Annotated in this window: 21 protein-coding genes and 6 tRNA genes; 23 read left to right on the top strand and 4 right to left on the bottom strand. The window is 73.3% G+C overall.

Features of this window, described 5'->3' with window-relative positions:
• Window positions 1-249 precede the first annotated feature (249 nt).
• From MNZ27_RS18175 to MNZ27_RS18115, 13 genes are all read left to right on the top strand, one after another.
• The gene (locus MNZ27_RS18175; protein WP_242395512.1) at window positions 250-771 is read left to right on the top strand and encodes a regulatory protein RecX; all 522 of its coding nucleotides are present in this window, start codon (window positions 250-252) and stop codon (window positions 769-771) included.
• A gap of 132 nt (window positions 772-903) precedes the next feature.
• Window positions 904-1,689 carry an outer membrane protein assembly factor BamD gene (locus tag MNZ27_RS18170; protein ID WP_242395511.1) on the top strand — a complete coding sequence of 262 codons (786 nt, stop codon included), beginning with the start codon at window positions 904-906 and terminating at the stop codon, window positions 1,687-1,689.
• Window positions 1,690-1,894: 205 nt separating this feature from the next.
• Window positions 1,895-2,686 (top strand): nuclear transport factor 2 family protein, encoded by a 792-nt coding sequence (locus MNZ27_RS18165; RefSeq protein WP_242395510.1) that lies wholly within the window; start codon window positions 1,895-1,897, stop codon window positions 2,684-2,686.
• A gap of 180 nt (window positions 2,687-2,866) precedes the next feature.
• Entirely contained in the window at window positions 2,867-3,559 is a 693-nt protein-coding gene (locus MNZ27_RS18160) for a tetratricopeptide repeat protein (protein ID WP_242395509.1), read from the top strand.
• A 66-nt stretch (window positions 3,560-3,625) separates the two neighbouring features.
• Entirely contained in the window at window positions 3,626-4,681 is a 1,056-nt protein-coding gene (gene selD, locus MNZ27_RS18155; protein ID WP_242395508.1) for a selenide, water dikinase SelD, read from the top strand.
• Window positions 4,682-4,760: 79 nt separating this feature from the next.
• Window positions 4,761-5,510 (top strand): N-acetylmuramoyl-L-alanine amidase family protein, encoded by a 750-nt coding sequence (locus MNZ27_RS18150; RefSeq protein ID WP_242395507.1) that lies wholly within the window; start codon window positions 4,761-4,763, stop codon window positions 5,508-5,510.
• A gap of 69 nt (window positions 5,511-5,579) precedes the next feature.
• Window positions 5,580-6,299, top strand: a complete 720-nt coding sequence (gene rph / locus MNZ27_RS18145) for a ribonuclease PH (RefSeq protein ID WP_242395506.1) — start codon at window positions 5,580-5,582, stop codon at window positions 6,297-6,299.
• On the top strand, window positions 6,299-7,030 hold the full coding sequence (locus tag MNZ27_RS18140; protein WP_242395505.1) for a non-canonical purine NTP pyrophosphatase: 732 nt from the start codon (window positions 6,299-6,301) through the stop codon (window positions 7,028-7,030). The genes rph and MNZ27_RS18140 overlap by 1 nt, the downstream gene beginning before the upstream one ends.
• Before the next feature lie 69 nt (window positions 7,031-7,099).
• Window positions 7,100-7,173: transfer RNA gene (locus MNZ27_RS18135), tRNA-Pro, on the top strand.
• Window positions 7,174-7,429: 256 nt separating this feature from the next.
• Window positions 7,430-7,506, top strand: a tRNA-Arg gene (locus tag MNZ27_RS18130).
• A gap of 15 nt (window positions 7,507-7,521) precedes the next feature.
• Window positions 7,522-7,597: transfer RNA gene (locus MNZ27_RS18125), tRNA-His, on the top strand.
• 226 nt (window positions 7,598-7,823) lie between these two features.
• Window positions 7,824-7,897 (top strand) — tRNA-Arg (locus MNZ27_RS18120).
• A gap of 254 nt (window positions 7,898-8,151) precedes the next feature.
• Window positions 8,152-8,224, top strand: a tRNA-Lys gene (locus tag MNZ27_RS18115).
• 140 nt (window positions 8,225-8,364) lie between these two features.
• Here MNZ27_RS18115 and MNZ27_RS18110 read toward each other — a convergent pair.
• Window positions 8,365-8,772: a hypothetical protein gene (locus MNZ27_RS18110; RefSeq protein WP_242395504.1), complete on the bottom strand. Its 408-nt coding sequence runs from the start codon at window positions 8,770-8,772 to the stop codon at window positions 8,365-8,367.
• A 125-nt stretch (window positions 8,773-8,897) separates the two neighbouring features.
• On the opposite strand from MNZ27_RS18110, the gene MNZ27_RS18105 reads away from it, so the two are divergent.
• The 6 genes from MNZ27_RS18105 (at window position 8,898) to MNZ27_RS18080 (ending at window position 15,904) form a co-directional block, all read left to right on the top strand.
• Window positions 8,898-8,979 (top strand) — tRNA-Leu (locus tag MNZ27_RS18105).
• Window positions 8,980-9,062: 83 nt separating this feature from the next.
• The gene (gene tig / locus MNZ27_RS18100) at window positions 9,063-10,355 is read left to right on the top strand and encodes a trigger factor (protein ID WP_242395503.1); all 1,293 of its coding nucleotides are present in this window, start codon (window positions 9,063-9,065) and stop codon (window positions 10,353-10,355) included.
• A gap of 33 nt (window positions 10,356-10,388) precedes the next feature.
• Window positions 10,389-10,997 carry an ATP-dependent Clp endopeptidase proteolytic subunit ClpP gene (gene clpP, locus MNZ27_RS18095; protein WP_242395502.1) on the top strand — a complete coding sequence of 203 codons (609 nt, stop codon included), beginning with the start codon at window positions 10,389-10,391 and terminating at the stop codon, window positions 10,995-10,997.
• Window positions 10,998-11,078: 81 nt separating this feature from the next.
• Window positions 11,079-12,317 carry an ATP-dependent Clp protease ATP-binding subunit ClpX gene (clpX, locus tag MNZ27_RS18090; RefSeq protein ID WP_242395501.1) on the top strand — a complete coding sequence of 413 codons (1,239 nt, stop codon included), beginning with the start codon at window positions 11,079-11,081 and terminating at the stop codon, window positions 12,315-12,317.
• Window positions 12,318-12,589: 272 nt separating this feature from the next.
• Entirely contained in the window at window positions 12,590-15,022 is a 2,433-nt protein-coding gene (lon, locus tag MNZ27_RS18085; protein WP_408629697.1) for an endopeptidase La, read from the top strand.
• A gap of 78 nt (window positions 15,023-15,100) precedes the next feature.
• Entirely contained in the window at window positions 15,101-15,904 is an 804-nt protein-coding gene (locus tag MNZ27_RS18080) for a hypothetical protein (RefSeq protein ID WP_242395500.1), read from the top strand.
• 12 nt (window positions 15,905-15,916) lie between these two features.
• Here the strand turns inward: MNZ27_RS18080 and MNZ27_RS18075 are convergent, their stop codons facing one another.
• Window positions 15,917-16,711, bottom strand: a complete 795-nt coding sequence (locus MNZ27_RS18075; protein ID WP_242395499.1) for a class I SAM-dependent methyltransferase — start codon at window positions 16,709-16,711, stop codon at window positions 15,917-15,919.
• Window positions 16,712-16,825: 114 nt separating this feature from the next.
• Here MNZ27_RS18075 and MNZ27_RS18070 point away from each other — a divergent pair, with 114 nt between their 5' ends.
• Entirely contained in the window at window positions 16,826-17,044 is a 219-nt protein-coding gene (locus MNZ27_RS18070) for a hypothetical protein (protein ID WP_242395498.1), read from the top strand.
• Window positions 17,041-18,048: a quinolinate synthase NadA gene (nadA, locus tag MNZ27_RS18065; RefSeq protein WP_242395497.1), complete on the top strand. Its 1,008-nt coding sequence runs from the start codon at window positions 17,041-17,043 to the stop codon at window positions 18,046-18,048. Before MNZ27_RS18070 ends, nadA begins: the two co-directional genes overlap by 4 nt.
• Window positions 18,049-18,110: 62 nt before the next feature.
• On the opposite strand, the gene MNZ27_RS18060 is transcribed toward nadA, so the two are convergent.
• Entirely contained in the window at window positions 18,111-20,198 is a 2,088-nt protein-coding gene (locus MNZ27_RS18060; protein WP_242395496.1) for a S46 family peptidase, read from the bottom strand.
• Window positions 20,199-20,297: 99 nt separating this feature from the next.
• Here MNZ27_RS18060 and MNZ27_RS18055 point away from each other — a divergent pair, with 99 nt between their 5' ends.
• Both MNZ27_RS18055 and MNZ27_RS18050 read left to right on the top strand, forming a co-directional pair.
• A complete protein-coding gene (locus MNZ27_RS18055; protein ID WP_242395495.1) occupies window positions 20,298-21,476 on the top strand; it encodes a pyridoxal phosphate-dependent aminotransferase in 1,179 nt (392 codons plus the stop codon).
• Window positions 21,477-21,592: 116 nt separating this feature from the next.
• The gene (locus MNZ27_RS18050) at window positions 21,593-23,287 is read left to right on the top strand and encodes an MXAN_5187 family protein (RefSeq protein WP_242395494.1); all 1,695 of its coding nucleotides are present in this window, start codon (window positions 21,593-21,595) and stop codon (window positions 23,285-23,287) included.
• On the opposite strand, the gene MNZ27_RS18045 is transcribed toward MNZ27_RS18050, so the two are convergent.
• On the bottom strand, window positions 23,265-24,080 hold an 816-nt coding region (locus MNZ27_RS18045; protein ID WP_242395493.1), incomplete at its 5' end, for a HAMP domain-containing sensor histidine kinase. The two genes, MNZ27_RS18050 and MNZ27_RS18045, sit on opposite strands and share 23 nt — an antisense overlap.

Here is a 24,080-nt window from a genome sequence, read left to right as displayed (position 1 = left end):
CGCGCCGCGCGGCGCGCCCGCGCCGCAGCGACCGGCTCCCGGCCAGGCGGCGGCGCTCGGCCGGATGGGCCCGGGCCGGCCCGCCCAGACGCCCCGTCCCGCGCCCGCCGGCGCGGGGCCCGACGACGACTTCCAGATCGAGCGGTTCTGATGATGACTCGCGCTTCGCCTCTCCCGTGCGAGCCGACGCTCCCAGCGCGAGTCATCAGAATGGATCTTCCGCACCACGCAGATGAGCGATAGCCGAGCGTGGCCCTGAAGAGAGGCCCCAGATCACAGCCCTCGGGCCTCGATCCCCTCGCCCGCGCGAAGGCGATCGCGCTCCGGCAGCTCGCGGCGCGGATGCGGACCGAGGCGCAGCTCCGGGCGCGGCTCGCGAAGGACGGGCTGGAGGGCGAGGCGGACGCGGTCGTGGCGTGGCTCGCCGCGCTCGGCTACCTCGACGACGGCGCGTACGCCCGCGCCCGGGCACGAGGGCTCGTCGCGCGCGGCGCCGGGCCGCGGCTCGTGGAGCGCCGGCTCGTCTCGGAGGGGATCGACGCCGCTGCGGCGCGCGCCGCCGCCGCGGAGGCCCTCGCCGGAGAGGTCGGCGAGGGCGGGCGCGCCGCCGAGCTCGCGCAGTGCCGGGCGCTCGCGGCGCGGCGGGCGCGGGGGATCCCGCTCGAGGACCTCGACGACCGGGGACGGCGGCGGCTCGCCCGGTTCCTGCTCGGGCGCGGGTTCGCGGGATCGGTGGTGTCCCGGGTGCTCGGGATCCACGCGGACGGGTGACGACTCGTCGAAGCCTCCGACGAGCCCCTCGATTCACCTCGGGCGCGCGGGGCGGGCGGGGGCAGGCCCCGCCAATCCGGAGGCGCCGGAGCTCCTGCACGCGGTGCGGGCCTCTGTTATCCTCCGGGGCCCATGCGCCGGATCCTCGCCCTCACCGCCCTGCTCGCGCTCGCCGCGGCGTGCACGACGAAGCACACCACGTTCACGGGCGCGCTCAAGCTCGGCAAGACGCCGGAGGAGGACTACCAGGCCGGCGTCGACGAGCTCAAGGCGAAGAACTACGCCGAGGCCGCGAAGTTCTTCGAGTACGTGAAGTCGAAGTTCCCCTTCACGCGGTTCGCCGCGCTCTCGGACCTGCGCCTCGCCGACGCCAAGTTCGACCAGGGGCGGTTCGCGGAGGCGGCCGAGGCGTACAAGCAGTTCGCCACGCTGCACCCGACCAGCGACGAGCTCGACTACGCGCAGTACCGGATCGGCCTGTCCTACTACAAGGACGCGCCCGGCGACTTCGCGCTCTTCCCGCCCGCGTACGAGAAGGACCAGCGCCAGACCGAGAAGGCGGTCCAGGCGCTCCAGGAGTTCCTGCGCTCGCGGGAGGGGAAGGACTCCGAGTGGATCGCGGAGGCGCGCAAGGTCCTGGACGAGGCGAAGGGCCGGCTCGCCGCGCGGGAGTGGTACGTGGGCGAGTACTACTTCTCGCGCGAGAAGTGGGCGGGGGCGGCCGGCCGCTACGAGGCGCTCGTCAGCCGCTACCCCGGGTCGCGGCACGAGGCCGACGCGCTCTGGAAGATGGCGCAGGCGTACCGGGAGCTGAAGGAGAACTTCCGCGCCCGGACCGCGCTCCAGCAGCTCATCGCGAAGCACCCGCAGGATCCCCGCCGGGCGGACGCCGAGAAGCTCCTTGCCGCGCTCCGGTGAGCCGCCCCGCGCAGCGGAGGTGGGGCCCCGAAGCCCTTCGACAGGCTCAGGGCGGCGGGGCGGAGACGTAGCCTCCGGTGCGCGCAGCGGGTGGGGGGACCCCGCCGCAGGCGGGGGGAGGGGCGAAGCCCCTCCGCGCGGGGACCGCGAGCGCACCCCCCGCGAAGCGGGGGACGCGAGCGGTCACGGGCCCCGCGCAGCGGAGGTGGGGCCCCGACGGCTCCGCCGGCGGGGCGGAGGCGCAGCCTCCGGTGCGAAGTTAGGGGCCCCCTACCTCGTCCCAGCCGCGCTCGCGGCCGCGGCGGCGGTCCTCCTCTGGCTCGGATGGGGCCGGCTCGCCGCGGTGGACCTGCCGGTCGCCGCCGCGAGTCCGGAGACGCAGGTGCGGGAGGCGCTCCGCCACCAGGACCGCGCCCAGCTCGCCGACGTGTACGGCTTCAGGTCGGGCGGCACCGTCGAGCTGTACCCGGTGCACTACCCGGAGATCGCTGTCCACGTGGACGAGGGCGACGAGGGCGGGAGGGCGGCGCACGTCCTCGCGCTCGTGGAGGGGCGGGGGCGGGTGACCTGGCGCGACGAGCGCGCGGAGCTCGCGTACATCGGCCGCGAGGCGTTCGACATGACGCGCTGCTCGATCGCCCTCTGGTGCGGCGACGGGCGGCAGCTCGAGCAGCTGCGAGGCGTCCTCGCCACGCTGTTCCGGCGGGAGGACGCCTTCAACGGTCGCGACGCCCGCGCGTACGAGCGGCTCGTGTCGGAGCGCTACCGGGGGGAGGGCGGCCAGGCGGCGCTCCTCGCGCGGCTCCGGGCCGATCTCGCCGACGGTCCGCGGGCGCGGGTCCGGATCCGGGCCTGGCAGATCCGGGTCGAGCGCGACCGCGCCGAGGTGGGCGAGGACTACGACCTCGACGTCGCGGGGCGCCCCACGGCGCGGCTCCGAGCCCGGTACGTGCTGGCCCGCGAGGGCGAGCGCTGGGCGATCGTGGACGGGCTGTGACGGGCGCCCCCCTCGCGTCGAGCGGCCGCGGCCCACGCCGCCCGCCCGCGCGTGACGCTTCGCCACGCCGACGTCGGGGCCGAGGTGGCGGCGGGGCGCGCCGCGCGCCCCGTCCGGCGCGGCCTCGGCCGGGCGTCTCGCTCGCCGCTTCGCGGTAGACTCCTGCCGCCGGAGGACCTCATGGACGACACCCTGAAGCAGGCCCTCGCGCTCGGGCGCGGCTACTACCTCAAGAAGGAGTACGGGCTCGCCGAGCAGTACCTGACCGAGGTCGTCGAGCAGAACCAGTCGTTCGCCGACGTCTACAACATGCTCGGGGTCGTCTACCACGACCAGGGCCAGTACCAGAAGGCGCTCAGGGCCTTCGAGGCGGCGCTCCGGATCAACCCGGGGTACACGGACGCGGCGCTGAACCTCGCGGTCACCTACAACGACACCGGCAAGTACAAGGAGGCGCAGGAGACGTACCGCCACGCGCTCTCGCGGTCCGGCGCCTCGCACGGGAAGCTCGATCGGTTCGTGCAGGGGAAGCTCGCGAACATGTACGCCGAGATCGGCGACGTCTACCTCTCGTCGGGCCTCTACCTGGAGGCGATCGAGGAGTACCGGCGCGCCCTCGCGCTCGGGCCGACGTTCGTGGACCTGCGCGCGAAGCTCGCGGGCGCGCTGCGCGACGCCGGCCAGCGCGAGGCGGCCATCGCCGAGTACGAGGAGATCGTGCGCCAGGCGCCGACCTACGTGCCGGCGCGCCTGAACCTGGGGCTGTCGCTCTACGCGTCCGGCCGCCGGGAGGAGGCGGCGCAGCAGTGGCAGCGCGTGCTCGAGATCTCGCCGGGCAACCGTAACGCCGAGATGTACCTCCAGATGAGCTGACGCCGGGGCGGGCGTCCTCGACGACGGCGTTGCCCGGACGGGCGCCGGAGGATATGGGGTTCCGTCATGACGGAGCCCGAGAAGACCGTCCGCCTCACCAGCCTGAGCCACGGCGCCGGTTGAGCCTGCAAGATCCGCCCGGCGGATCTGGCGCAGGTGCTGCGCCGCTTGCCAGAGGTGAAGGACCCGCGCGCGCTGGTGGGGAACGCCACGCGCGACGACGCGGCCGTGTACGCGCTCGACGGCACGGAGGACGCCGTCGTCGAGACCGTGGACTTCTTCACGCCCGTGGTGGACGACCCGTACTGGTTCGGCCGCATCGCCGCGGCGAACGCCTTCTCGGACGTCTGGGCGATGGGCGCCCGCCCGCTCTTCGCGCTGAACCTCGTCTGCTGGCCGGTGAAGACCCTCTCGCTCGAGATGCTCGGCGAGGTGATGCGAGGCGGCGCCGACTCCGCGCGGCTCGCGGGGGCGCCGGTCCTCGGCGGCCACAGCATCGACGATCCCGAGCCGAAGTACGGGATGGCGGTCACCGGGCGGGTGAGGCGGGACCGGGTGCTCCGCAACGTGGGCGCCCGCCCCGGCGACCGGCTCCTCCTCACGAAGCCGCTCGGCTCGGGCATCGTGACGACCGCGATCAAGCGGGGGATCGCGCCGCCGGCGCTGGTGGATCGGGTGATCGAGCTGATGGCCGGGCTGAACCGGGCCGCGGGCGAGGTCCTCGCCGCGAGCGGCGCGGTGCACGCGCTCACGGACGTGACCGGGTTCGGGCTCCTCGGCCACGGGTGGGAGATGGCGGAGGGGTCGGGCGTCGCGCTGCGCCTGCGCGCCGAGGCGATCCCGCTGCTCGAGGGCGTGGTGGACCTCGCCGCGCGCGACGTGGTGCCAGGCGGCTCGAAGGCGAACCTGGCCTGGGTCGCGCCGAACGTCCGGTTCGCGCCGGGGCTCGCGCCGGCGCGCCGCGTCGTCCTCGCCGACGCCCAGACGAACGGCGGGCTCCTCGCCGCGGTGGACGGCGCGCGCGCGGCGGAGGTCCTCGCGGCGCTCCGCGCCGCCGACGTCGCGGCGGTGGAGGTGGGAGAGGTGCTCCCGGGCGATCCTCCGCGGATCGAGGTCGAGTAGTACCGCGCGTCAGAAGCAGTACGAGCCGGTAGGCGGGCGCGCGGATGCCCGCCCCGCGCTCTGGTAGAATGCGGGGCGCATGCTCGCCCCCGTCGCCGCGCTCCTCCTCTCCGTCGCCGCGGCGACCCCGCCGGTCTTCACGGTGGTCGTCGATCCGGGGCACGGCGGCGCGCAGGAGGGGGCGATCTCGCCGCGCGGCCTGCGGGAGTCGGACCTCACGCTCGAGATCGCCCGGCGCCTCGGCGCGCGGCTCCGCCGGATGGGCGCGAGGGTGATCCTCACGCGCACGGGCGACGTCACGGTCCCGATGGCGAACCGCGCCGCGATCGCCAACGCGAGCCGCGCCGACCTCTTCGTGTCGATCCACCTGAACTCGATGCCCACGGTCGAGTCGCGCCGGGTCACCGCGGGCGTCGAGACCTACTTCCTCTCCGCCGACGCCACCGACACCCACGCGAGCGCGGTGGCCGCCCGCGAGAACGCCGACCGGCTCGCGGGGGAGCCGGAGCCCGACCCCGACGACACGGTGGGCGCGATCCTCGCCTCGCTCGAGGACGCGGCGAGCCTCGACGCCTCGTCGCGGCTCGCCTACCGCGTGCACGAGCGGCTCGTGGCGGCCCTGGGCGCGGGCGACCGCGGCGTGAAGCAGGCGCCCTTCTACGTGCTCGCCGGCGCGCGCATGCCGTCGGTGCTCGTCGAGGTGGGCTTCATCTCGAACGAGGCCGAGGCGGAGCGGCTCCGCTCGAAGGCGTACCAGGAGAAGGCGGCGGCCGCGCTCGCCGACGCCATCGCGACGTTCCGGCAGGAGACCCGCGCGGCGAGGAACTGATCCCCCGCGCCCGCGCCCGGCGCGGCGAGAAGCGTGGCGTCGCTCGCGCCCGCGTGCTATCTGCGCCGGATGCGATCGAATGGCCGCGGCGACCGGGAGCTCCGCAAGATCCTCCTCGAGCCGGGCGTCTCGAAGCACGCCGAGGGCTCCTGCCTCGCGCGCTTCGGCGACACCCACGTCCTCTGCACCGCGTCCATCGAGGACCGGGTGCCGCCCCACGTGTACGGCACCGGCGCCGGGTGGGTCACCGCCGAGTACGGCATGCTGCCGCGCTCGACGCACGAGCGGATGCAGCGCGAGGCCGCCCGCGGGAAGCAGCAGGGGCGGACCCAGGAGATCCAGCGGCTCGTCGGCCGTTCCCTGCGCGCCGCGATGGATCTCCGCGCCCTCGGGCCGCGGACCATCACCCTGGACTGCGACGTCATCCAGGCGGACGGCGGGACGCGCACCGCCGCCATCACCGGCGCGTACGTGGCGCTCGTGCTGGCGGTCCGCGGACTCCAGCGGTCGAAGAAGCTCGTGGCCGACCCGGTGAGGCGCAGCGTCGCCGCCGTGTCGGTGGGGATCGTCGCCGGCCAGGTCTGCCTGGATCTCGACTACGGCGAGGACTCCACCGCCGAGGTGGACATGAACGTGGTCGCGACCGGCGACGGGACCCTCGTCGAGGTCCAGGGGACGGCGGAGGGGAAGCCGTTCCCGCGGGGCGACCTCGACCGGATGCTCGACACCGCCCTCGACGGCATCGCGCGGCTGAAGGCGCTGCAGGACGCGGCGCTCCGGGTGGGGTGATGGGCGCGCTCCGGCTGCTCTTCGGGACGACCAACCCCGGGAAGCTCCGGGAGCTGCGCCGGCTGGTGGCCGGGCTGCCGGTCGAGGTGGTCTCGCCGGACGACCTGGGGCGCACCCCGCCGGAGGTGGAGGAGGACGGCGCGACGTTCCAGGCGAACGCGGAGAAGAAGGCGAGCGCCTGGGCCCGCTGGTCCGGGCTCCACGCGCTCGCCGATGACTCGGGGCTCCGGGTGGACGCCCTCGGCGGCGCGCCGGGCGTCCACTCCGCGCGCTGGTCCGATCTCGACCCGGGGGGACCCGCGAGCCCCGTCTGCGAGCTCGCCGGGGCGGCCGCGGTGGAGCTCGGGCCCGTCGCCGGCCGGGCGGCGCGGGACGAGCGGAACAACGACAAGCTGCTCGCGTCGCTCGCCGGCGTGCCCGACGCGCGGCGCGGCGCCCGCTACGAGGCCGTGCTCGTGGTCGCCAGCCCGGACGGCGCCCGGCTGGCGACCGTGACGGGCGTCTGCCGCGGCCGCATCGGCCACGCGCGCCGGGGCACCGGCGGCTTCGGGTACGACCCGCTCTTCGTCCCGGAGACCGAGCTCGCCCGGGCCGCCTGCGAGCCAGGCTCGTCCGCGCGGACGATGGCGGAGCTCCCGGCGGAGGAGAAGGACGCGATCTCGCACCGGGGCTCGGCGTTCCGGCAGATCCTGCCCGTGCTGGAGCGGCTCGCTCGTGCGCGCGGAGCTTGACGCGGGCAGGGAGGTCCGCTACAGACGGGCGTTCTCGGACGGCGGGCGCTTCGGGCTCCCGCGCTGTTCCGGGGCGTAGCGCAGCCTGGTAGCGCGCCTGCCTTGGGCGCAGGAGGTCGCGGGTCCGAATCCCGCCGCCCCGATCTTTGACAGCTTGGTGGATGGCCGGGACGCGACGAGGCGTCCCAACGCCGGACGGATGGAGCGCTTCACGCGCCCGTAGCTCAGTTGGCCGGGGGCCCGGGGGCCGTAACTGGCCCCCGTACGAACTTTCGGTCGCAGGCAAGGAGGCGCTTCGTATTTCACGCGCCCGTAGCTCAGTTGGCCGGGGGCCCGGGGGCCGTAACTGGCCCCCGTACGAACTTTCGGTCGCAGGCAAGGAGGCGCTTCGTATTTCACGCGCCCGTAGCTCAGTTGGATAGAGCGTCGGCCTTCGAAGCCGCAGGTCGGGGGTTCGATTCCCTCCGGGCGCGCCAGATTCTTGGTTTACGGTGAGTATAGCTCAATTGGTAGAGCACTGGACTGTGGATCCGGGGGTTAAGGGTTCGAGCCCCTTTACTCACCCCAGTATTTTTCGACGGCGACGGAGGGCGATCTGCGGAGCACGATCTGCGCCCGTAGCTCAGTTGGCCGGGGGTCCGGGGGCCGTCACTGGCCCCCGTAGAACCTCTCGATCGCAGGCGCGGTAACTTTCGACGATCTGCGCCCGTAGCTCAGCTGGCCGGGGGCCCGGGGGCCGTCACTGGCCCCCGTAAAACCTCTCGATCGCAGGCGCGGTAACTTTCGACGATCTGCGCCCGTAGCTCAGTTGGATAGAGCAGCGGCCTTCTAAGCCGCGGGTCGGGGGTTCGACTCCCTCCGGGCGCGCAACAACGACCGGCGCGAAGGCGCGGCCGGCGGAGGCCGCGTCGGAGCGCGGCGGGGGGACTGGGGGGCACAGCGTGGCAACGCGCAGCCTCTTCGGAACCGCTCGCCGCGAAGCCCCCCAGCAAGAAGGGCGGGTTCGACTCCCTCCGGGCGCGCAGAAGTCGGCGACCTGCCGCCAGGTGCAGGCTGTTGACAGCATCCCCGGGGGCTGCTAGATACGCGGCCCCTCGGCCATCCAACCCGAGAAGATGTTCGGGCGCGTAGCTCAACTGGCAGAGCAATGGACTCTTAATCCATAGGTTGAAGGTTCGATTCCTTCCGCGCTCACAAGGAAACCCCCGGAGAGAAGAATCTCTCCGGGGGTTTTCGTGTTCAGGGTACACGGCGCCCGCGTCACGGAGCCGGCGCCAGGGCTCGAGGTCACGGCTTCGACCCCGAGGCTGAAGCCCGATCCGAGGTCCTAGGTCCTAGTCCTTCTTGCCGCCCTGGATGACGCCGAACCGCGGTCGCTTGCGCTCTGGTGGCCGGAGGATCCCGGCGAGCACGGACGGCCACGGGAACGCGCAGTCGAAGCGCCTGCCCCGGAAGGTGAGGTTGCAGCGGACTCCCCACTCGTCGAGCAGCACCTCGGGGGTGTCGCGGCCGACCACGACGTTCACCCGCACGAGCTCCTCCTCGTGCAGGTACTCGGGGACCTCGACCCCCGGCGCTCCCGGCGCCACGATGAGGCATTCGATCGCCGGCGCGAGCCGGCAGGCGTCGAGCATCTCGCCGTACCGGCGCTGCAAGGCGAAGAGCTCGAGGGCGCCCTGGGCCCACGCTGGGCAGGTCGGAGGGCAGGGGGCCTCGGGGGCGTGGTCGTGATGCGCGTCCAAGGGCCCCTCTGTACTACAGAAGGAGGCCACGCGTCCCTGCGCATGGTAAACGTCTGCGCGCGGGCCGTCCCGAAGCGCGGGGGCGGCCATGGTGCGGGGTCGCACACGGGACCCCGCGCTCCCTCGGGCGGGTGGCGGAACTGGCAGACGCGCTGGACTTAGGATCCAGAGCCGAGAGGCGTGAGGGTTCGAGCCCCTCCCCGCCCACTTCACCCTTGACCCCGACATCCCGTCGCACGTAGCACTACCGCCTTTCTCCCCGCCGTCCTCTTCGCAAAGGTCGAATGCACATGAAGATCCAGGTCGAAACGGTCTCCCCCATCGAGCGGAAGGTCACCATCGAGGTGGACCCCGAGCGCGTCGCGAAGGAGCTGGACCGCGCCTACATCGGCCTCTCCCGTCGCGTGAAGCTCCGTGGCTTCCGCCCCGGCAAGGCGCCGCGCAAGGTGCTCGAGCGCCAGTTCCGGGCCGAGGTGGAGAGCGAGGTCGCCCAGCGGATCGTCAGCGACACCTTCGCCGAGGCGGTGCGGACCGAGGAGCTGCCGGTGGTCGCCGCGCCGAGCGTGTCGATCGCGGAGGGCGTCGCCGAGGGGAAGGGGATGAAGTACTCGGCCCGGGTCGAGGTGAAGCCGCAGCTCGCGCCGAAGGACTACCGCGGCCTCGAGGTCACGCGTAAGCCGCCCGAGGTCACCGACCAGATGGTCGCCGACGAGCTGACGAAGCTCCAGGACTCGCTGGCGCAGCTCGTCCCCGCCGAGGGGCGCCTCGAGGCGCAGGAGGGTGACTGGGCGACGATCGATCACGAGGGGACGATCGACGGCAAGCCGTTCGAGGGGGGGAAGGCCGAGGGCGTCACGGTGAAGGTCGCCCCGGGGCCGGTGGCGGAGGGGAACGTCGGCCAGCTCACCGGCAAGAAGATCGGCGAGACCGTCGAGCTCGACGAGCCGTTCGCCGAGGATCACCGCAACCCGGTCCTCCGCGGGAAGACCGCCCACATGAAGGTGACGCTGAAGGGCCTGAAGGTCCGTCAGCCGCCGGCGCTCGACGACGCGCTCGCGAAGACGGTCGGGATCGAGGGGGTCGAGACGCTCGAGCAGCTCCGGGCGCGGATCCGGTCGGACCTCGAGCGGCGCGAGAAGCGGCGCGCCGAGAACGAGCTCAAGGACGGGCTCGTGAAGGCGGCCCTCGCGAAGAACGAGTTCGAGGTCCCTCCCGCGCTCGTCGAGCGGGCGATCGACACGATGATCGAGGGCGCGGCCGAGCGGTTCGCGCGCCAGGGGATCGATCTCCGGCGGCTCGAGCTCGACATGGCCCGCATGCGCGCGGACCTGCGCGAGCAGGCCCTCCTCCAGGTCCGGGGCGCGCTCCTCCTCGAGGCGATCGCCGACACGGAGAAGGTCGAGGTCACCGACGAGGACTTCCAGGCCGAGGCGGCGCGCATCGCCGAGGACCTGCGGCTGCCCCTCGCGAAGGTGCAGCAGCAAGTCCGCGGCGCGGAGGCCCGCGAGGCCCTAAAGAACAGGATCAGGGAGGAGAAGGCCCTTGCCCTGCTCTCCTCCGCCGCTAACATCAAGTCGGTCTAGCGCGCCCGCCGCGCAGCCCAGAGGAGCCGAGCGATGCCTTACGTCCCGATGCCGATCGTGGTCGAGCAGACCCACCGTGGCGAGCGCAGCTACGACATCTACTCGCGCCTCCTCAAGGACCGGATCGTCTTCCTCGGGACGCCCGTGGACGACGACGTGGCGAACGTCGTCATCGCCCAGCTCCTCTTCCTCGAGTCCGAGGACCCGGACAAGGACATCAACCTCTACATCAACAGCCCGGGCGGCTCGGTGACCGCCGGCCTCGCGATCTACGACACGATGCAGTACGTGAAGCCGCAGGTGTCCACGATCTGCCTGGGCCAGGCGGCGAGCATGGGGGCGTTCCTCCTCGCCGGCGGCGCCGCCGGGAAGCGCTTCGCGGTGCCGAACGCCCGGATCATGATCCACCAGCTCTCCGGCGGGTTCCAGGGCCAGGCGAGCGACATCGAGATCCAGGCCAAGGAGGCGCTCCGCCTCAAGGCGAAGCTGAACGAGATCCTCGCCCGGCACACGAAGCAGCCGCTCGAGCGGATCGAGCGCGACACCGATCGCGACTACTTCATGGGGCCCGGCGAGGCCAAGGAGTACGGCCTCATCGACGAGGTCATCACCAAGAAGGCGCCGGAGAAGAAGCCGCAGTAAGATCCCAGAGGCGCGGGGGGCACCTTCGGGGCAGGCAGCCAGGAGAGCGGGCTCGCGTCGCAAGACCAAGGAGAACGGACCGTGGAGAAGCGCGAGACCCTGAGCTGCAGCTTCTGCGGCAAGTCGCAGAAGGAAGTGAAGAAGCTCATCGCCGGGCCGACGGTCTACATCTGCGACGAGTGCATCGGCCTCTGCAACGACATCATCGCCGAGGAGATCGCCGGCGAGGAGAAGCGCGAGCAGAAGCTCCGCATCCCGCGCCCGTCGGAGATCAAGACCATCCTCGACGAGTACGTGGTCGGGCAGGAGCGGGCCAAGAAGACGCTCGCGGTGGCCGTCCACAACCACTACAAGCGGATCGAGAGCCGCGTCGCCATCGACGACGTGGAGCTGCAGAAGTCGAACATCCTGCTCCTCGGCCCCACCGGCTCGGGCAAGACCCTCCTCGCCCAGACCCTCGCCAAGATCCTCAACGTCCCGTTCACCATCGCCGACGCGACGACGCTCACCGAGGCCGGGTACGTCGGCGAGGACGTCGAGAACATCATCGTGAACCTCCTGCAGGCCGCCGATCACGACATCGAGCGGGCGCAGAAGGGGATCGTCTACATCGACGAGATCGACAAGATCGCCCGCAAGAGCGAGAACCCGTCGATCACGCGCGACGTGTCCGGCGAGGGCGTGCAGCAGGCGCTCCTCAAGATCATCGAGGGCACCGTCGCGAACGTCCCTCCGAAGGGCGGCCGGAAGCACCCCCAGCAGGAGTTCCTGCAGGTCGACACCACCAACATCCTCTTCATCTGCGGCGGGGCCTTCTGCGGCCTCGAGCAGATCATCGAGCGGCGCTCCGGCGGCCGGAGCCTCGGCTTCGGCTCGGACGTGAAGTCGAAGACCGAGAAGAACGTCGGCGAGCTGCTCGCGCTCGTCGAGCCGGACGATCTCCTCAAGTTCGGGATGATCCCCGAGTTCGTCGGGCGCCTGCCGGTCATCACGACCCTCGAGGAGCTGGACGAGAAGGCCCTCGTGGACATCCTCACCAAGCCGCGGAACGCGCTGGTGAAGCAGTACAAGAAGCTGCTCGAGATGGACGGGGTGAACCTCAAGTTCACCGACGGCTCCCTCGGCGCCATCGCCCGCGCGGCGATGAAGAACAAGGCCGGCGCCCGCGGCCTCCGCGCCATCCTCGAGAACGCGATGCTCGACATCATGTACGACGTGCCGAGCCGCCGGAACGTCCGCGAGATCGTGATCTCCGAGGACGTCATCGAGAAGCACGAGGCGCCGCTCATCGTGATGGAGAAAGAGGCGGAGAGCGCGTAGTCGCGCCTCCCCCCGCCCGGGGATCGGACGGGCGGCCTCGCGCCGCCGCGATCCACCGCCCCGCGGGCCCACCGCTCCGCCGATCGTCGCCCGCCCGCGTGGGGCCCGGGCGGGCGCCCGCACCCGCTGCAGGCGCGCGCCGGTCTCCCCTCCGACACTTGGGTCACCCGGGCACGGTCCGAAGAACCCGGGCTCCCGGGCTGTTAAGTGAGTTAATCTCAACCCTCGGGTCCGCGACGCGCTCGCGCGCCCAGCGTAAGGAGCCGAAGACCGTGCCTATTTTCTCGCGCAACGACGAAGGGAAGAAGGACGGGAAGAAGAGCCGCACCCTCCCGCTCCTCCCTCTCCGCGACATCATCGTGTTCCCGCACATGGTGGTGCCGCTCTTCGTCGGACGGCAGAAGTCCATCGCCGCCCTCGAGGAGGCGATGGCCCAGGACAAGGCCATCCTCCTCTGCGCGCAGAAGAAGGCGAAGACGAACGAGCCCACCGCCGACGACATCTTCGCGGTGGGCACCATCGCGTCGATCATCCAGCTGCTGCGGCTGCCGGACGGGACCGTGAAGGTCCTCGTCGAGGGCAAGCAGCGCGCCCGCGTGCAGCGGTTCCTCGACTCCGAGCGGTACCTGCTGGTGGAGGCCGAGGAGATCGAGGAGGTGAGCGACCGCACGGTCGAGCTCGAGGCGCTGATGCGCTCGGTGCACTCGACGTTCGAGGCCTACGTCAAGCTCAACAAGCGGATCCCGCCCGAGATGCTGACGAGCGTGGCGAGCATCGACGACCCGGCGCGCCTCGCCGACACCATCGTCGCCCACCTCTCGCTCAAGCTGAACGACAAGCAGGCGATCCTCGAGACCGAGTCCCCCGCGAAGCGGCTCGAGAAGCTCTACGAGCTGATGCAGGGCGAGATCGAGATCCTGCAGGTCGAGAAGAAGATCCGGACGCGCGTCAAGAAGCAGATGGAGAAGACGCAGAAGGAGTACTACCTCAACGAGCAGATGCAGGCGATCCAGAAGGAGCTCGGCGAGCGCGACGAGTTCAAGAACGAGATCCAGGAGCTCGAGGAGAAGATCAAGAACAAGAAGATGTCGAAGGAGGCCAGCCTCAAGGCGCGCAAGGAGCTCAAGAAGCTGAAGATGATGAGCCCGATGAGCGCGGAGGCCACGGTCGTCCGGAACTACATCGACTGGATCCTCTCGCTCCCCTGGTACGAGTACACCGAGGACAAGCTCGAGATCCCCGAGGCGGAGAAGATCCTCGACGAGGATCACTTCGGCCTGCGCAAGCCCAAGGACCGGATCCTCGAGTACCTCGCCGTGCACAAGCTCGTGGACCGGATCCGCGGCCCCATCCTCTGCTTCGTCGGCCCGCCCGGCGTCGGCAAGACCTCGCTCGCCAAGTCCATCGCCCGCGCCATGAACCGGCACTTCGTCCGGATCAGCCTCGGCGGCGTCCGGGACGAGGCGGAGATCCGCGGCCACCGCCGCACGTACATCGGCGCGCTGCCGGGCAAGATCATCCAGTCGCTCAAGAAGGCCGGCTCGGGGAACCCGGTGTTCCTCCTCGACGAGGTGGACAAGATGTCCACCGACTTCCGCGGCGATCCCTCCGCGGCGCTCCTCGAGGTGCTCGACCCCGAGCAGAACGCCACCTTCAACGACCACTACCTCGACCTCGACTACGACCTCTCGAAGGTGCTGTTCATCTGCACCGCGAACACGATGGGCGGCATCCCGCTGCCGCTGCAGGACCGCATGGAGGTCATCCGGCTCGCGGGCTACACCGACCTGGAGAAGCTCTCCATCGCGCGGCGGTACCTCATCCCGAAGCAGGTCGGGCTGAACGGGCTCGAGCACGTGCCGGTGCACTTCAAGCGGAGCGCCCTGAAGGTGCTCGTGGACAAGTACACGAAGGAGTCCGGCGTCCGCTCGCTGGAGCGCGAGATCGGCTCGATCTGCCGGAAGATCGCGAAGGACCTCCTCAAGAACGGGCAGGTCGAGGGCAAGACCTACGTGATCGGCGAGAAGGCGGTCCAGCGGTACCTCGGGCCGCCGCGCTTCCGCTACGGCACCGCCGAGGAGCAGGACCAGATCGGCCTCACCACCGGCCTCGCCTGGACCGAGCTCGGCGGCGAGCTGCTCACCGTCGAGGTGCAGGTGATGCCGGGCAAGGGCAAGCTGATGATCACCGGCAAGCTCGGCGAGGTGATGCAGGAGTCCGCCCAGGCGGCGATGAGCTACGTCCGGAGCCGCGCCGAGCTGCTCGGGCTCGACAAGCGCTTCCTCGAGAACGTGGACATCCACGTGCACGTCCCCGAGGGCGCGATCCCGAAGGACGGCCCGTCCGCCGGGGTCACCATGGCGACGACGCTGGTCTCCGCGCTCTGCAAGATCCCGGTGCGGAAGGACGTGGCGATGACCGGAGAGATCACGCTCCGCGGCCGCGTGCTCCCCATCGGCGGCCTGAAGGAGAAGGTGCTCGCCGCGCACCGCGGCGGGATCAAGAAGGTCCTGATCCCGAAGGAGAACTTGAAGGACGTGCGCGAGATCCCGAAGCGGGTGCGGGACGCGCTCATCATCGTCCCGGTGGATCACGCGGACGAGGTGCTCCGCGAGGCGCTCGTCCTGGAGCGGCCCGAGAGCTTCCTCAAGGCGGAGCTCTCCGCCGCGTCGCAGCAGCCGCCCGAGGCGGCCGCCCAGGCCTGACGGGATCGCGCTCGTGCACACGCGCCCGGTCGCTCGCCGCGGCCGGGCGCGCTTCGTTTCCATGGTAGAGGATCGGCCATGGATCTCTTCGTCCTCGGGCTCGTGGCGCTGACCTCGACGGGGATGGCCTCGGACGCGGCCGCATCCGGCCCGGGCGCGCCGGCGATCGAGGCGGCGCGCCCGCCGACGCCCGCTGCCGGCCCGGAGGCGTTCGCGACCGCCGCCGACGTCGGCGACTTCGTCACCGGCTACTACCGCGCGCCCCGACCGGAGAGGCTCCTGGACGCGCTCCGCGCCGCCGATCGGTTCGGCGTCGTCGAGGAGGGGACGATCGGCGCGTTCTCGTCCTTCGCCGGCGAGGTGCTGCGCGCGCGGCCCGACCTCGTCGCGGCCGGCACGCGCGCGATGGCGGGCGCCTCCCCCGCCGCCCAGCTCCTCTGGTGGCGCGCGGTGTGGACGAGCGGCACCTCGGCGTCGCTCGCCGCCCTCGCGACGGCGGTGGGCGAGGCCGCGCCGGTGCGCGACGCCCTCCTCGCGATGCGGTCTGCGGCGCCGCCCGACCCGCTCCTCGCCGCGATCACCTCGCCCGGCGAGCTGGACGTGCTCTGGGGAGCGTTCTTCGCGACGGGCGACGGTCGGATCGTCGTGCGCGTCGCCACGCTGCTCGACTGGGCGTCCGACGCGGATCCCGAGCGGCAGGCGGTCGCCGAGGCCGCGCGGTGGTCGCTCCGCACCGCGGTGGCGGGCCACCCGCGCGTGCGCGAGGTGCTCGAGGCCGCCGTCGCCGCGGGCGGGCAGGGGGCCGATCCGGCCCGGGTGCGGGCGCTCCTCGACGAGCCGGCCCCGCCGCCGGCCGCCGGCGCGCCGGCGACCACGCCGTAGCCCGCCGTGTGATCAGCGCCCGAGCGCCGGCACGCGGGCGTAGTAGCGGTGCGCGCCGCGGGCGCTCGGGAGCGGGACGAGCCCCAGCCGCGTCAGGTCCCAGCCGGGCGCCCCGTCCTTGACGAGGACCCAGCGCCGCGCCACCCGCCGCGCGGCCTCGAGCGTCTCCGGCGCGAGCGGGCGAGGATCGGCCAGCCGCCGGACCACGTCGAAGCCGCCCGGCTCGGCGCGGGCGTAGCGGAACATCGGGTCGAACACCACCACGTCGAAGCTGCCCGGCGCCGCGGCGGCCAGGAACGCGGCGTGGTCGGCGTGCCGGATCTCGACCCGCCGGGCGGGCTCGAGCGCGAGCCGGCGCATCCCCTCGCCCGTCCAGGCGGCGAGGGCGCGGGACGACTCGAGCCCGACCACCGCGCCGTCCGGGCCCGCCGCGGCCGCGGCGACGAGGGCGTCCGCGCCGAGCCCGGCCGTGCAGTCGAGGACCCGATCGCCCGGCCCGATCCCGGCCGCCTCCGCGAAGGGATCGTGGGTGGTCGGGTCGCGCTCGCCCGCCCGCCGGGCGAGGACGCGCCTCGCCCGGAGCACGCCCATCCCGGCGGACCAGACGTGCTCGCCGTCGCGCGCGGCGAGCACCGCCCGCGCGCGCGACAGCACGAGCGCCCCCTCCGCCCCCGCCGCGGCGACCACCCGGGAGATGGGCCGGCGGTCGCGCGCGACGTGGACCAGGCCGTGACGCTGCGCGGCGAGGCGGGCGGCCTCGTCGTCGCCGGGGGCCGGGTGCAGGGGGGTGGTCACGACGAGGCGCACGCGGAGAGGCTCGCCCGACGCGCCCCGGGATGCAAGCGGGGCGCGGGCGAGGGGTTGCGCCCCGCGCGCGAGATCAGTACGATCCGCCGGTACACAAGAGTTATATAAAGTGTCATGAACACGAGGAAGACCGGCGGGAACGGGCGCGCAGCCAAGGTGCGCAGCTACTCGGCAACGGACGAGGACGCGGCCATGCTCGACGCCGTCGCCCGGTACCATGGCTTCTCCAAGTCGGCGACCCTCGTCGGTCTCGTGCGCCGGGAGTTCTGGCGCCTCTTCCCAGCGGGCACGGGCGACATCCGCCCCGTCCGCGGAGCCCGGGTGAAAGAATGAGCCTTCCCGTCCAGGTCCCGATCCACGATCCCGTCGCGAGCCCCTGCGCCGGCAGCGATCTCGGCGCAGCCGAGGTCGCCGCCCTGGAGGAGGAGATCCGCGGCCTCGCGCGGGAGCGCGACGCGGTGATCCTCGCGCACAACTACCAGCTCCCCGAGGTGCAGAAGATCGCCGACCACGTGGGCGACTCGCTCCAGCTCGCCATCATCGGGAAGCAGGTCCCGCAGGGCACCATCGTCTTCTGCGGCGTCCACTTCATGGCGGAGTCGGCGAAGGTGCTCGCGCCGGAGAAGCGCGTCCTCCTGCCGAACCTCTCCGCCGGGTGCTCGCTCGCCGATTCGATCACCGCCGAGTCCCTCGAGGACTGGAAGGCGCGCTACCCGGACCACGCGGTCGTCACCTACGTGAACTCGACCGCCGAGGTGAAGGCGCTCTCGGACATCTGCTGCACGAGCGCGAACGCCGCGTCGGTCGTGCGCTCGCTGCCCCAGCGCAAGATCCTCTTCACGCCGGACAAGAACCTCGGGAAGTGGGTGGCCGCGAAGGTCCCGGAGAAGGAGGTGGTGGTGTACGACGGCTGCTGCCCCGTGCACGACGTCCTCCGGGCGGCGAGCGTCAACCGGGTGAAGTCCGCGAAGCCGGACGCGGTGATCATCGCCCACCCCGAGTGCCGCGGCGACGTGGTGGACGTGGCCGACGAGGTGTGCTCGACCACCGCGATGCTGAGCGCCGTCGAGCGGCACCCGCACGCGCGGACGTTCATCGTCGCGACCGAGCACGGCATCGTCTACCAGCTGCGGCAGCGCTGGCCGGATCGGGAGTTCATCGTCGCCGACGGCTGCATCGGCTGCCGCATGCACTGTCCGTACATGAAGATGATCGACCTCGTGATGGTGCGGGACACGCTCCTCCGCGGGAAGCACGAGATCCAGGTGGAGCCGGAGATCGCCGCCGGCGCGCGCCGCGCCCTCGAGCGGATGATCGCGGTGCCGCGCGACGCGTAGGCCGCGCGGACCCGGGCGGCCGCCCAGGGCGCGGGCGGGCGCGAACGGGCGAGCGCTCCGCGCTACCGGACCGCGCCGGCGGCGACCCCGCCGGCGCGGAGCTCGTCCACGAGCCGCGTCGCCCCGTAGATCTTCCCCAGCGCCTCGATCACGGCGCGCGAGTCCACCGCGACGGCCCGGTTCACCCGCTCGTCGAAGGCGAAGTCGCCCCCGAGGGACGGGAGGTTCCCGTCGAAGACGAGCCCGACGATCCGCAGCTCCTGGTCGAACACCGGCGAGCCGGAGTTCCCGCCGACGATGTCGTTGGTCGTGACGAGGTCGAGCGGGGTCGAGAGGTCGAGGCGGTCCTTCGCGGCGAGCCAGGTCGGCGGCAGCGCGAACGGCGCGCGCCCCGTGGCGCGCTCGAAGGCGCCGGCGAAGGTGGTGAAGGGCGGGACGTCGGCGTCGCCCGCGCGCCAGCCCTTCACCTGGCCGTAGGAGAGCCGCGGCGTGAAGGTCGCGTCCGGGTAGATCGAGCGGCCGTACAGGGCGAAGCGCGTCTCCGCGATGAGCTCCTGCCCCCGCTTCTCCACCGCGTCCACCTCGTCCTCGTACACCTCGCGGATGGCGCGGGCGTCCGCGTCGGAGGCCCGCGCGAGCGCCAGCATCGGATCGTCGCTCGCCGCGATCGCCGCGGCGCCGCCGTCCCAGAGCCGCCGCCGGACCGCGAGGTCGCGGAGGCGCGTGCCGTCCACGGCGCGCCGCGCCAGCTCCTCGGGCGACTCCCTGCCGAGGAGCCTCCGCACGGCGGGGGCGTCGGCGCCGAGCTGCTCGCGGACCTTGGTGAGCCAGAAGGCGAGCCGGACCCGCTCGAGCTCCGGGTCGATCGGCTCGTCCGCGAGGACGACCTGCGCGAGCGCCGGCAGGGCGGCCTCGTGGTACTCGTCCAGCCGGTCGCCGTCGGGCTTCGCCCGCTCCTCGCCGGCGCGCAGGAGGTGGCGGGCGAGCCAGAACAGGTCCCCGCCCACCCGGGCGCGGCCGCCGGGGAGGGACTCGAGCCAGCCGTACGGCTTCCGGATCTGCTCGTAACGGGCCTGGGCCCGCGCGATGGCGTCCCACGCCGGGAGGACCCGGCGCGCCCGCGCGGGGGCCTGCGCGATCCGCGCGCGGAGCGCCGCCTCCGCCTTCACCTTCCGCGCGAAGAAGCCCGGATCGCGGAGCGCGTCGAGCATCCCGCGCCACGCCTTCACCCCGTTCTCGACGAAGAAGAGCCGCGCCGTCGAGACCCGCCGCTCCTCCGGCCCGAGGAGCTGGAAGCCGGTCAGGAGCCCGCGCTCCTCGGACAGGCGCTGGAGCAGGTCGGGCACGACGAAGTCGCGGAGCTCCCGAAGCTGCGCGACCGTGAGGAGCCGGCTCGTCCGGCCCGGGTTCCCGGAGACGAACGTGAGCTGGCCCGGCCTCGCCCCCGCCGGCGACCAGCGGAAGTGGTGCTCCGTCCTGGCCGGCGTTCCCCCCTCGTAGACGCGGAGGAACGCGACGTCGAGGTCGTACCGCGGGAACGTGAAGTTGTCCGGATCGCCGCCGAAGAAGGCGATGGCGAGCTCCGGCGCGAAGACGAGGCGGACGTCCTGGAAGCGGCGGTAGCGGTACAGGCCGTAGACGCCCCCGTGGTAGAGCGTCACGACGTCGCAGCGGAGCGACGGGTCGGTCTGGCACGCGCGCTCGATGGCCGCCGTCTCCGCCCGGAGCGCCGCGGTGAACCGCGCGCCCTCCGTCCCCGCGGTCGCCTTCCGGATCCGCGGCGTGACGTCGGTGATCGCGAGGAGCTGGTCCACCTCGATCCCGGGGCACCGCGGCTCCTCGGCGAGCGTCCTCGCGAGGAACCCGTCCTTCACGAGATCCCGCTTCGCCGTGGAGAGCTGCTCGATGCACTCGTGCGCGCAGTGATGGTTCGTCATCACGAGCCCGTCGCCGGAGACGAAGCTCGCCGAGCAGCCGCCGGCGAGCCGCGCCGAAGAGAGGCGGGCCTCGTCGAGCCACGCGGGCGAGGGGGCGAGCCCGTACCGCTGCGCGACCCGGGCCGACGGGAAGTCGTCGTAGGTCCACATGCCCTCGTCCGCCGCGGCGACGAGCGGGACGGCGGCGATCAGGAGGCGGAGGAGCGTCTTCATCGAGCGATCGGCCGGAGGGGAGGGCGCCGCGCGAACGCCGGGCGGACGGACGCCGGGCGCCCGGCGCACCTCGAGCCGGCGTTGAACTAACATGGTCCGATGCTCTCGCGCCGCACCTCCTGGGACCTCGCGGGGAACAGGCTCGCCGCGCGCCTCGACGAGGCGCGGGCGTCCGGGCGTCCCCTGCTCGATCTCGCCGAGTCGAACCCGACGCGGGTCGGCCTCGCCTGGCCGGCGGAGGTCCTCGCCGCGGCGTTCGCCGATCCCCGCCTCCCGGTCTACGAGCCGTCTCCCCGCGGGCTGCCGGAGGCGCGCGCGGCGGTCGCGGCGTACCTGGCCGGTCGAGGACACGCCGTGGACCCGGAGCGGATCCTCCTCACCGCCTCGACGAGCGAGGCGTACGCGCTCCTCCTCCAGCTCCTGTGCGATCCCGGGGACGAGATCCTCGTCCCGGCGCCGAGCTATCCGCTGCTCGACGTCCTCGCGGACCTCCAGTCGGTCCGGCTCGGCCGGTACCCGCTCCGCTACGACGGCGAGTGGCGCGTGGACGTCGCGGCGCTCGAGGCGGCGGTGACGCCCCGGACCCGGGCGATCCTCGTGGTGTCGCCCTCGAACCCCACGGGCGCGGTGCTGTCGGCGGGGGAGCTGGACGCGATCGACCGCCTGTGCGACGCCCGGGAGCTCGCGCTGATCGGGGACGAGGTGTTCGCCGACACCGCCCTCGGGCCCGCGGCGGGCGTGCTCGAGGCCCGGCGCGCGCTGGCGTTCCACCTGTCCGGGCTCTCCAAGACGTGCGGTCTCCCCCAGGTGAAGGCCGGGTGGATCGCGGCCACCGGCCCGGCCGCGCGGCTCGGTCCGGCGCTCGAGCGGCTCGAGGTCGTCGCCGACGCGTACCTGTCCGTCTCCGGGCCCGCCCAGCTCGCGCTGCCGCGCCTCCTCGCCGAGCGGGAGCAGCGGTTCCTCGGGCCGCTCCGCGCGCGCCTCGCCACGAACCGGGCCGCGCTCGGGGCGCTGGCCGGCGCGCCCCTCGACGCGCTCGCCTCCGCGGGCGGCTGGAGCGCGGTGCTCCGCGTCGGGCAGACCCTCGACGAGGAGGCCCTGTGCCTCGCGCTCCTCGACGACGGGGTGGCCGTGCAGCCCGGGTTCTTCTACGACTTCGAGCGCTCGGGCTACCTGGTCCTCTCGCTGCTCCCGCCGCCCGCTCGCTTCGCGGAGGGGGTCGCCCGGATCGTGGCCGGCGTGCGCCGAGCGGCCGGAGCGCCGGCGGACCCAGAGTAAAAGGATCGCCGCGGCGGAACGCCGCGAAAACCTTGATTCTTTCTCAATAGATCGGGCGGCCGCCCGCCCGGCCGCTGGTTTGACACCCCCTCGGCCGCCGCCCTATAAGGCGGACGATGAACCGGCTCAAGGTCTGGCTGTTCGTGCTGCTCGTGGCGGCCGCAGGCGTCGCCGCGGCGCGGCTCGTCGCGAACTCCGAGCGGAAGGCCGCCACCCGGGCCCTGGACGCGCGCCTGGACGCCGGCGGAGCGCGCTTCGCGGCGGCCATCCGGACCCTGTCGAGCGAGACGGCGGCCGTCGCGACGCTCGCCGCGCGCGACGCGCGGCTGGTCGAGCTCCTCCACGCGAAGGAGGCGCCGGGGCCGCGGAAGGCCTCGCCTGGCGCCGCGTCCTCCGCGGACGAGGTCGGGTGGGAGATCGCCAGCCGGGCCGCGATCGGCGCGGCCGAGAAGGCGGCCGGCTTCAAGCTGCCCGAGGACACGCAGATCGTCACGGGCAACCACGCGTGGCTCGCGCGCAAGGCGCAGGACGCCGGCGCGGCGGACAAGGAGCTCGTCGAGGCGCTCGGCGCGGCGATCGCGGGCGAGAGCCACCTCGGGTGGGTCCGCTGGTCGGACCGGCTCTGGTACTGCGCGGCGGTCCCGTCCGGCGTCGGCGCGGGGCTCCTGCTCCTCGTGCCGGTGGACGCCGAGTTCCTCCGGACGGCGATGGCCGGGGCGGGGACCGAGATCACGCTCCTCCAGCCGGGCGCGAAGCCGATCGGCAGCGGCCAGGCGACCGCCGCCGTCGAGGCGGCCGCTTCGCGCCGTGGCGCCGGGCCGCGCGACGCCGGCCGCCTCGCGCTCGCCGCCGTGGACGTGCTCGGCGTCCGCGTCCCGAAGCCGAGTCCCCTGTTCCTCGCCGGGGCGCCCGCCCATCGCGTCGTCCCGGTCACGATCCCCGGCCTCACGGGCGTCACCGTGGTGGCGTCCGTCTCCGCGACGTCGGCCCTCGCCCCCGCCGTCGAGGTGCAGTGGACGCTGCTCGCGGGCACCCTCGTCCTCGCCGTCGTCGGGTTCCTGTTCGGGCTGCTCGTGCGCCCCGGCGAGCTCCCGCCGCCGGTCCCGTCGGAGCTCCTGGCCGCCGCCGACCGGATCGGCCGGGGCGACTTCACCACGCACGCCCCGGCGCTCGCGGGCAAGCTCGGCACCGTCGCCGCCGCGCTGAACCGCGCCGTGGACGCGGCGGCCGCCGCCGGACGCGCGGGCGGACCCGCGGCGTCCCTCACCCAGGAGTTCTTCGCGGGGGGCGAGAAGGCGCCGGCCCTCCCGCCGGTGCCGCCGCTCGACCTCGGCCCGCGGCCGTCCTCCTCCCGCTCGGCGCCCGTCGAGCCCCTCCCTCCCGCCGAGCCTCTCCCCGCCGCGCCCGACGCCGGCCCGACCCTGCTCGGCGGCGGAGCGTTCGAGGCCGCCCCCGTTCCCGGGCGGCCGCCGTCCGCCGTCGTCGCGCCGCCGCCGCCCGCCGTCATCGCGCCGCCGCCCCCGCGGATCGCGCAGGCGTCGCCTCCGGAGCTGCTGCAGGCGGCCGCCAGGGCGGCGCCGCCCGCCGAGGCCGACGGCGAGGAGCAGCACTGGCGCGAGGTCTTCCAGGACTTCCTCAGGGTGCGGGGCGAGTGCGGCGAGCCCTCGGAGGGGCTCACCTTCGAGCGCTTCCGGGCGAAGCTCGAGTCGAACCGGACGGCCCTCGTCGCGAAGTACGCGTGCAAGACGGTCCGGTTCCAGGTCTACGTGAAGCAGGGGAAGGCGGCGCTCAAGGCGACCCCGGTGCGGTAGCCGCGGCCGGGGCGGCGATCGGCAGGCCGAGCGTGAACGTCGCCCCCTCGCCGAGCCTGGAGGTCACCTCGAGCGTGCCGCCGTGCTCCTCCGCGATCCGGCGGGCGATCGCGAGCCCCAGGCCCGTGCCCCCCTCCTTCGTCGTGAAGTAGGGCTCGAACACCCGGGGCAGGTCCTCCGCGGCGATCCCCGCCCCCGTGTCCGTCACCTCGAACGCGACGACGTTCCCTGCGCGCCGCGCGGCGAGCCGCAGCGTCCCGCCCGCCCGCATGGCGTCGAGAGCGTTGCGCACGAGGTTCAGCAGCACCTGCAGCACCTGATCGCGATCGGCGAGCACCGGGGGGAGCCCGCCCGCGACCTCGCGCCGGAGCTCCACGCCGGGAGGCGGCGCCGGGAAGAGCGCGAGCACCGCCGCGACGAGCTCGTCGGGCGCGACCGGCGCCCGCTCGGGCGGCGGCAGGCGCGCGAAGCGGCTGAACTCGTCCACGATCCGCTTGAGGCGCCGGACCTCCTCGCCGATCGCCTGCGTCCCCTCGTCGAAGATCTCCGGGAAGTCCGCGCGCCCCTGCGCGTGAGCGTCGCGCAGCGTCTCGACGCTCATCGCGATGGGGGTGAGCGGGTTCTTGATCTCGTGCGCGAGCCGCCGCGCCACCTCGCGCCAGGCGGCCACGCGCTCCGCCTGCGCGAGCCGGACACGTCCGGCGGCGAGGTCCTGGGTCATCGCGTTGAAGGCGCGGACGAGCTCCCCGACCTCGCCGGACGCGCGGATCTCGACGCGCCCGCCGAGGTCGCC

Source organism: Anaeromyxobacter oryzisoli, assembly GCF_022690765.1.
In the GTDB taxonomy this organism is placed as follows: Bacteria; Myxococcota; Myxococcia; order Myxococcales; family Anaeromyxobacteraceae; genus Anaeromyxobacter; species Anaeromyxobacter oryzisoli.
This window is presented reverse-complemented; position numbering and strand designations above follow the sequence as displayed.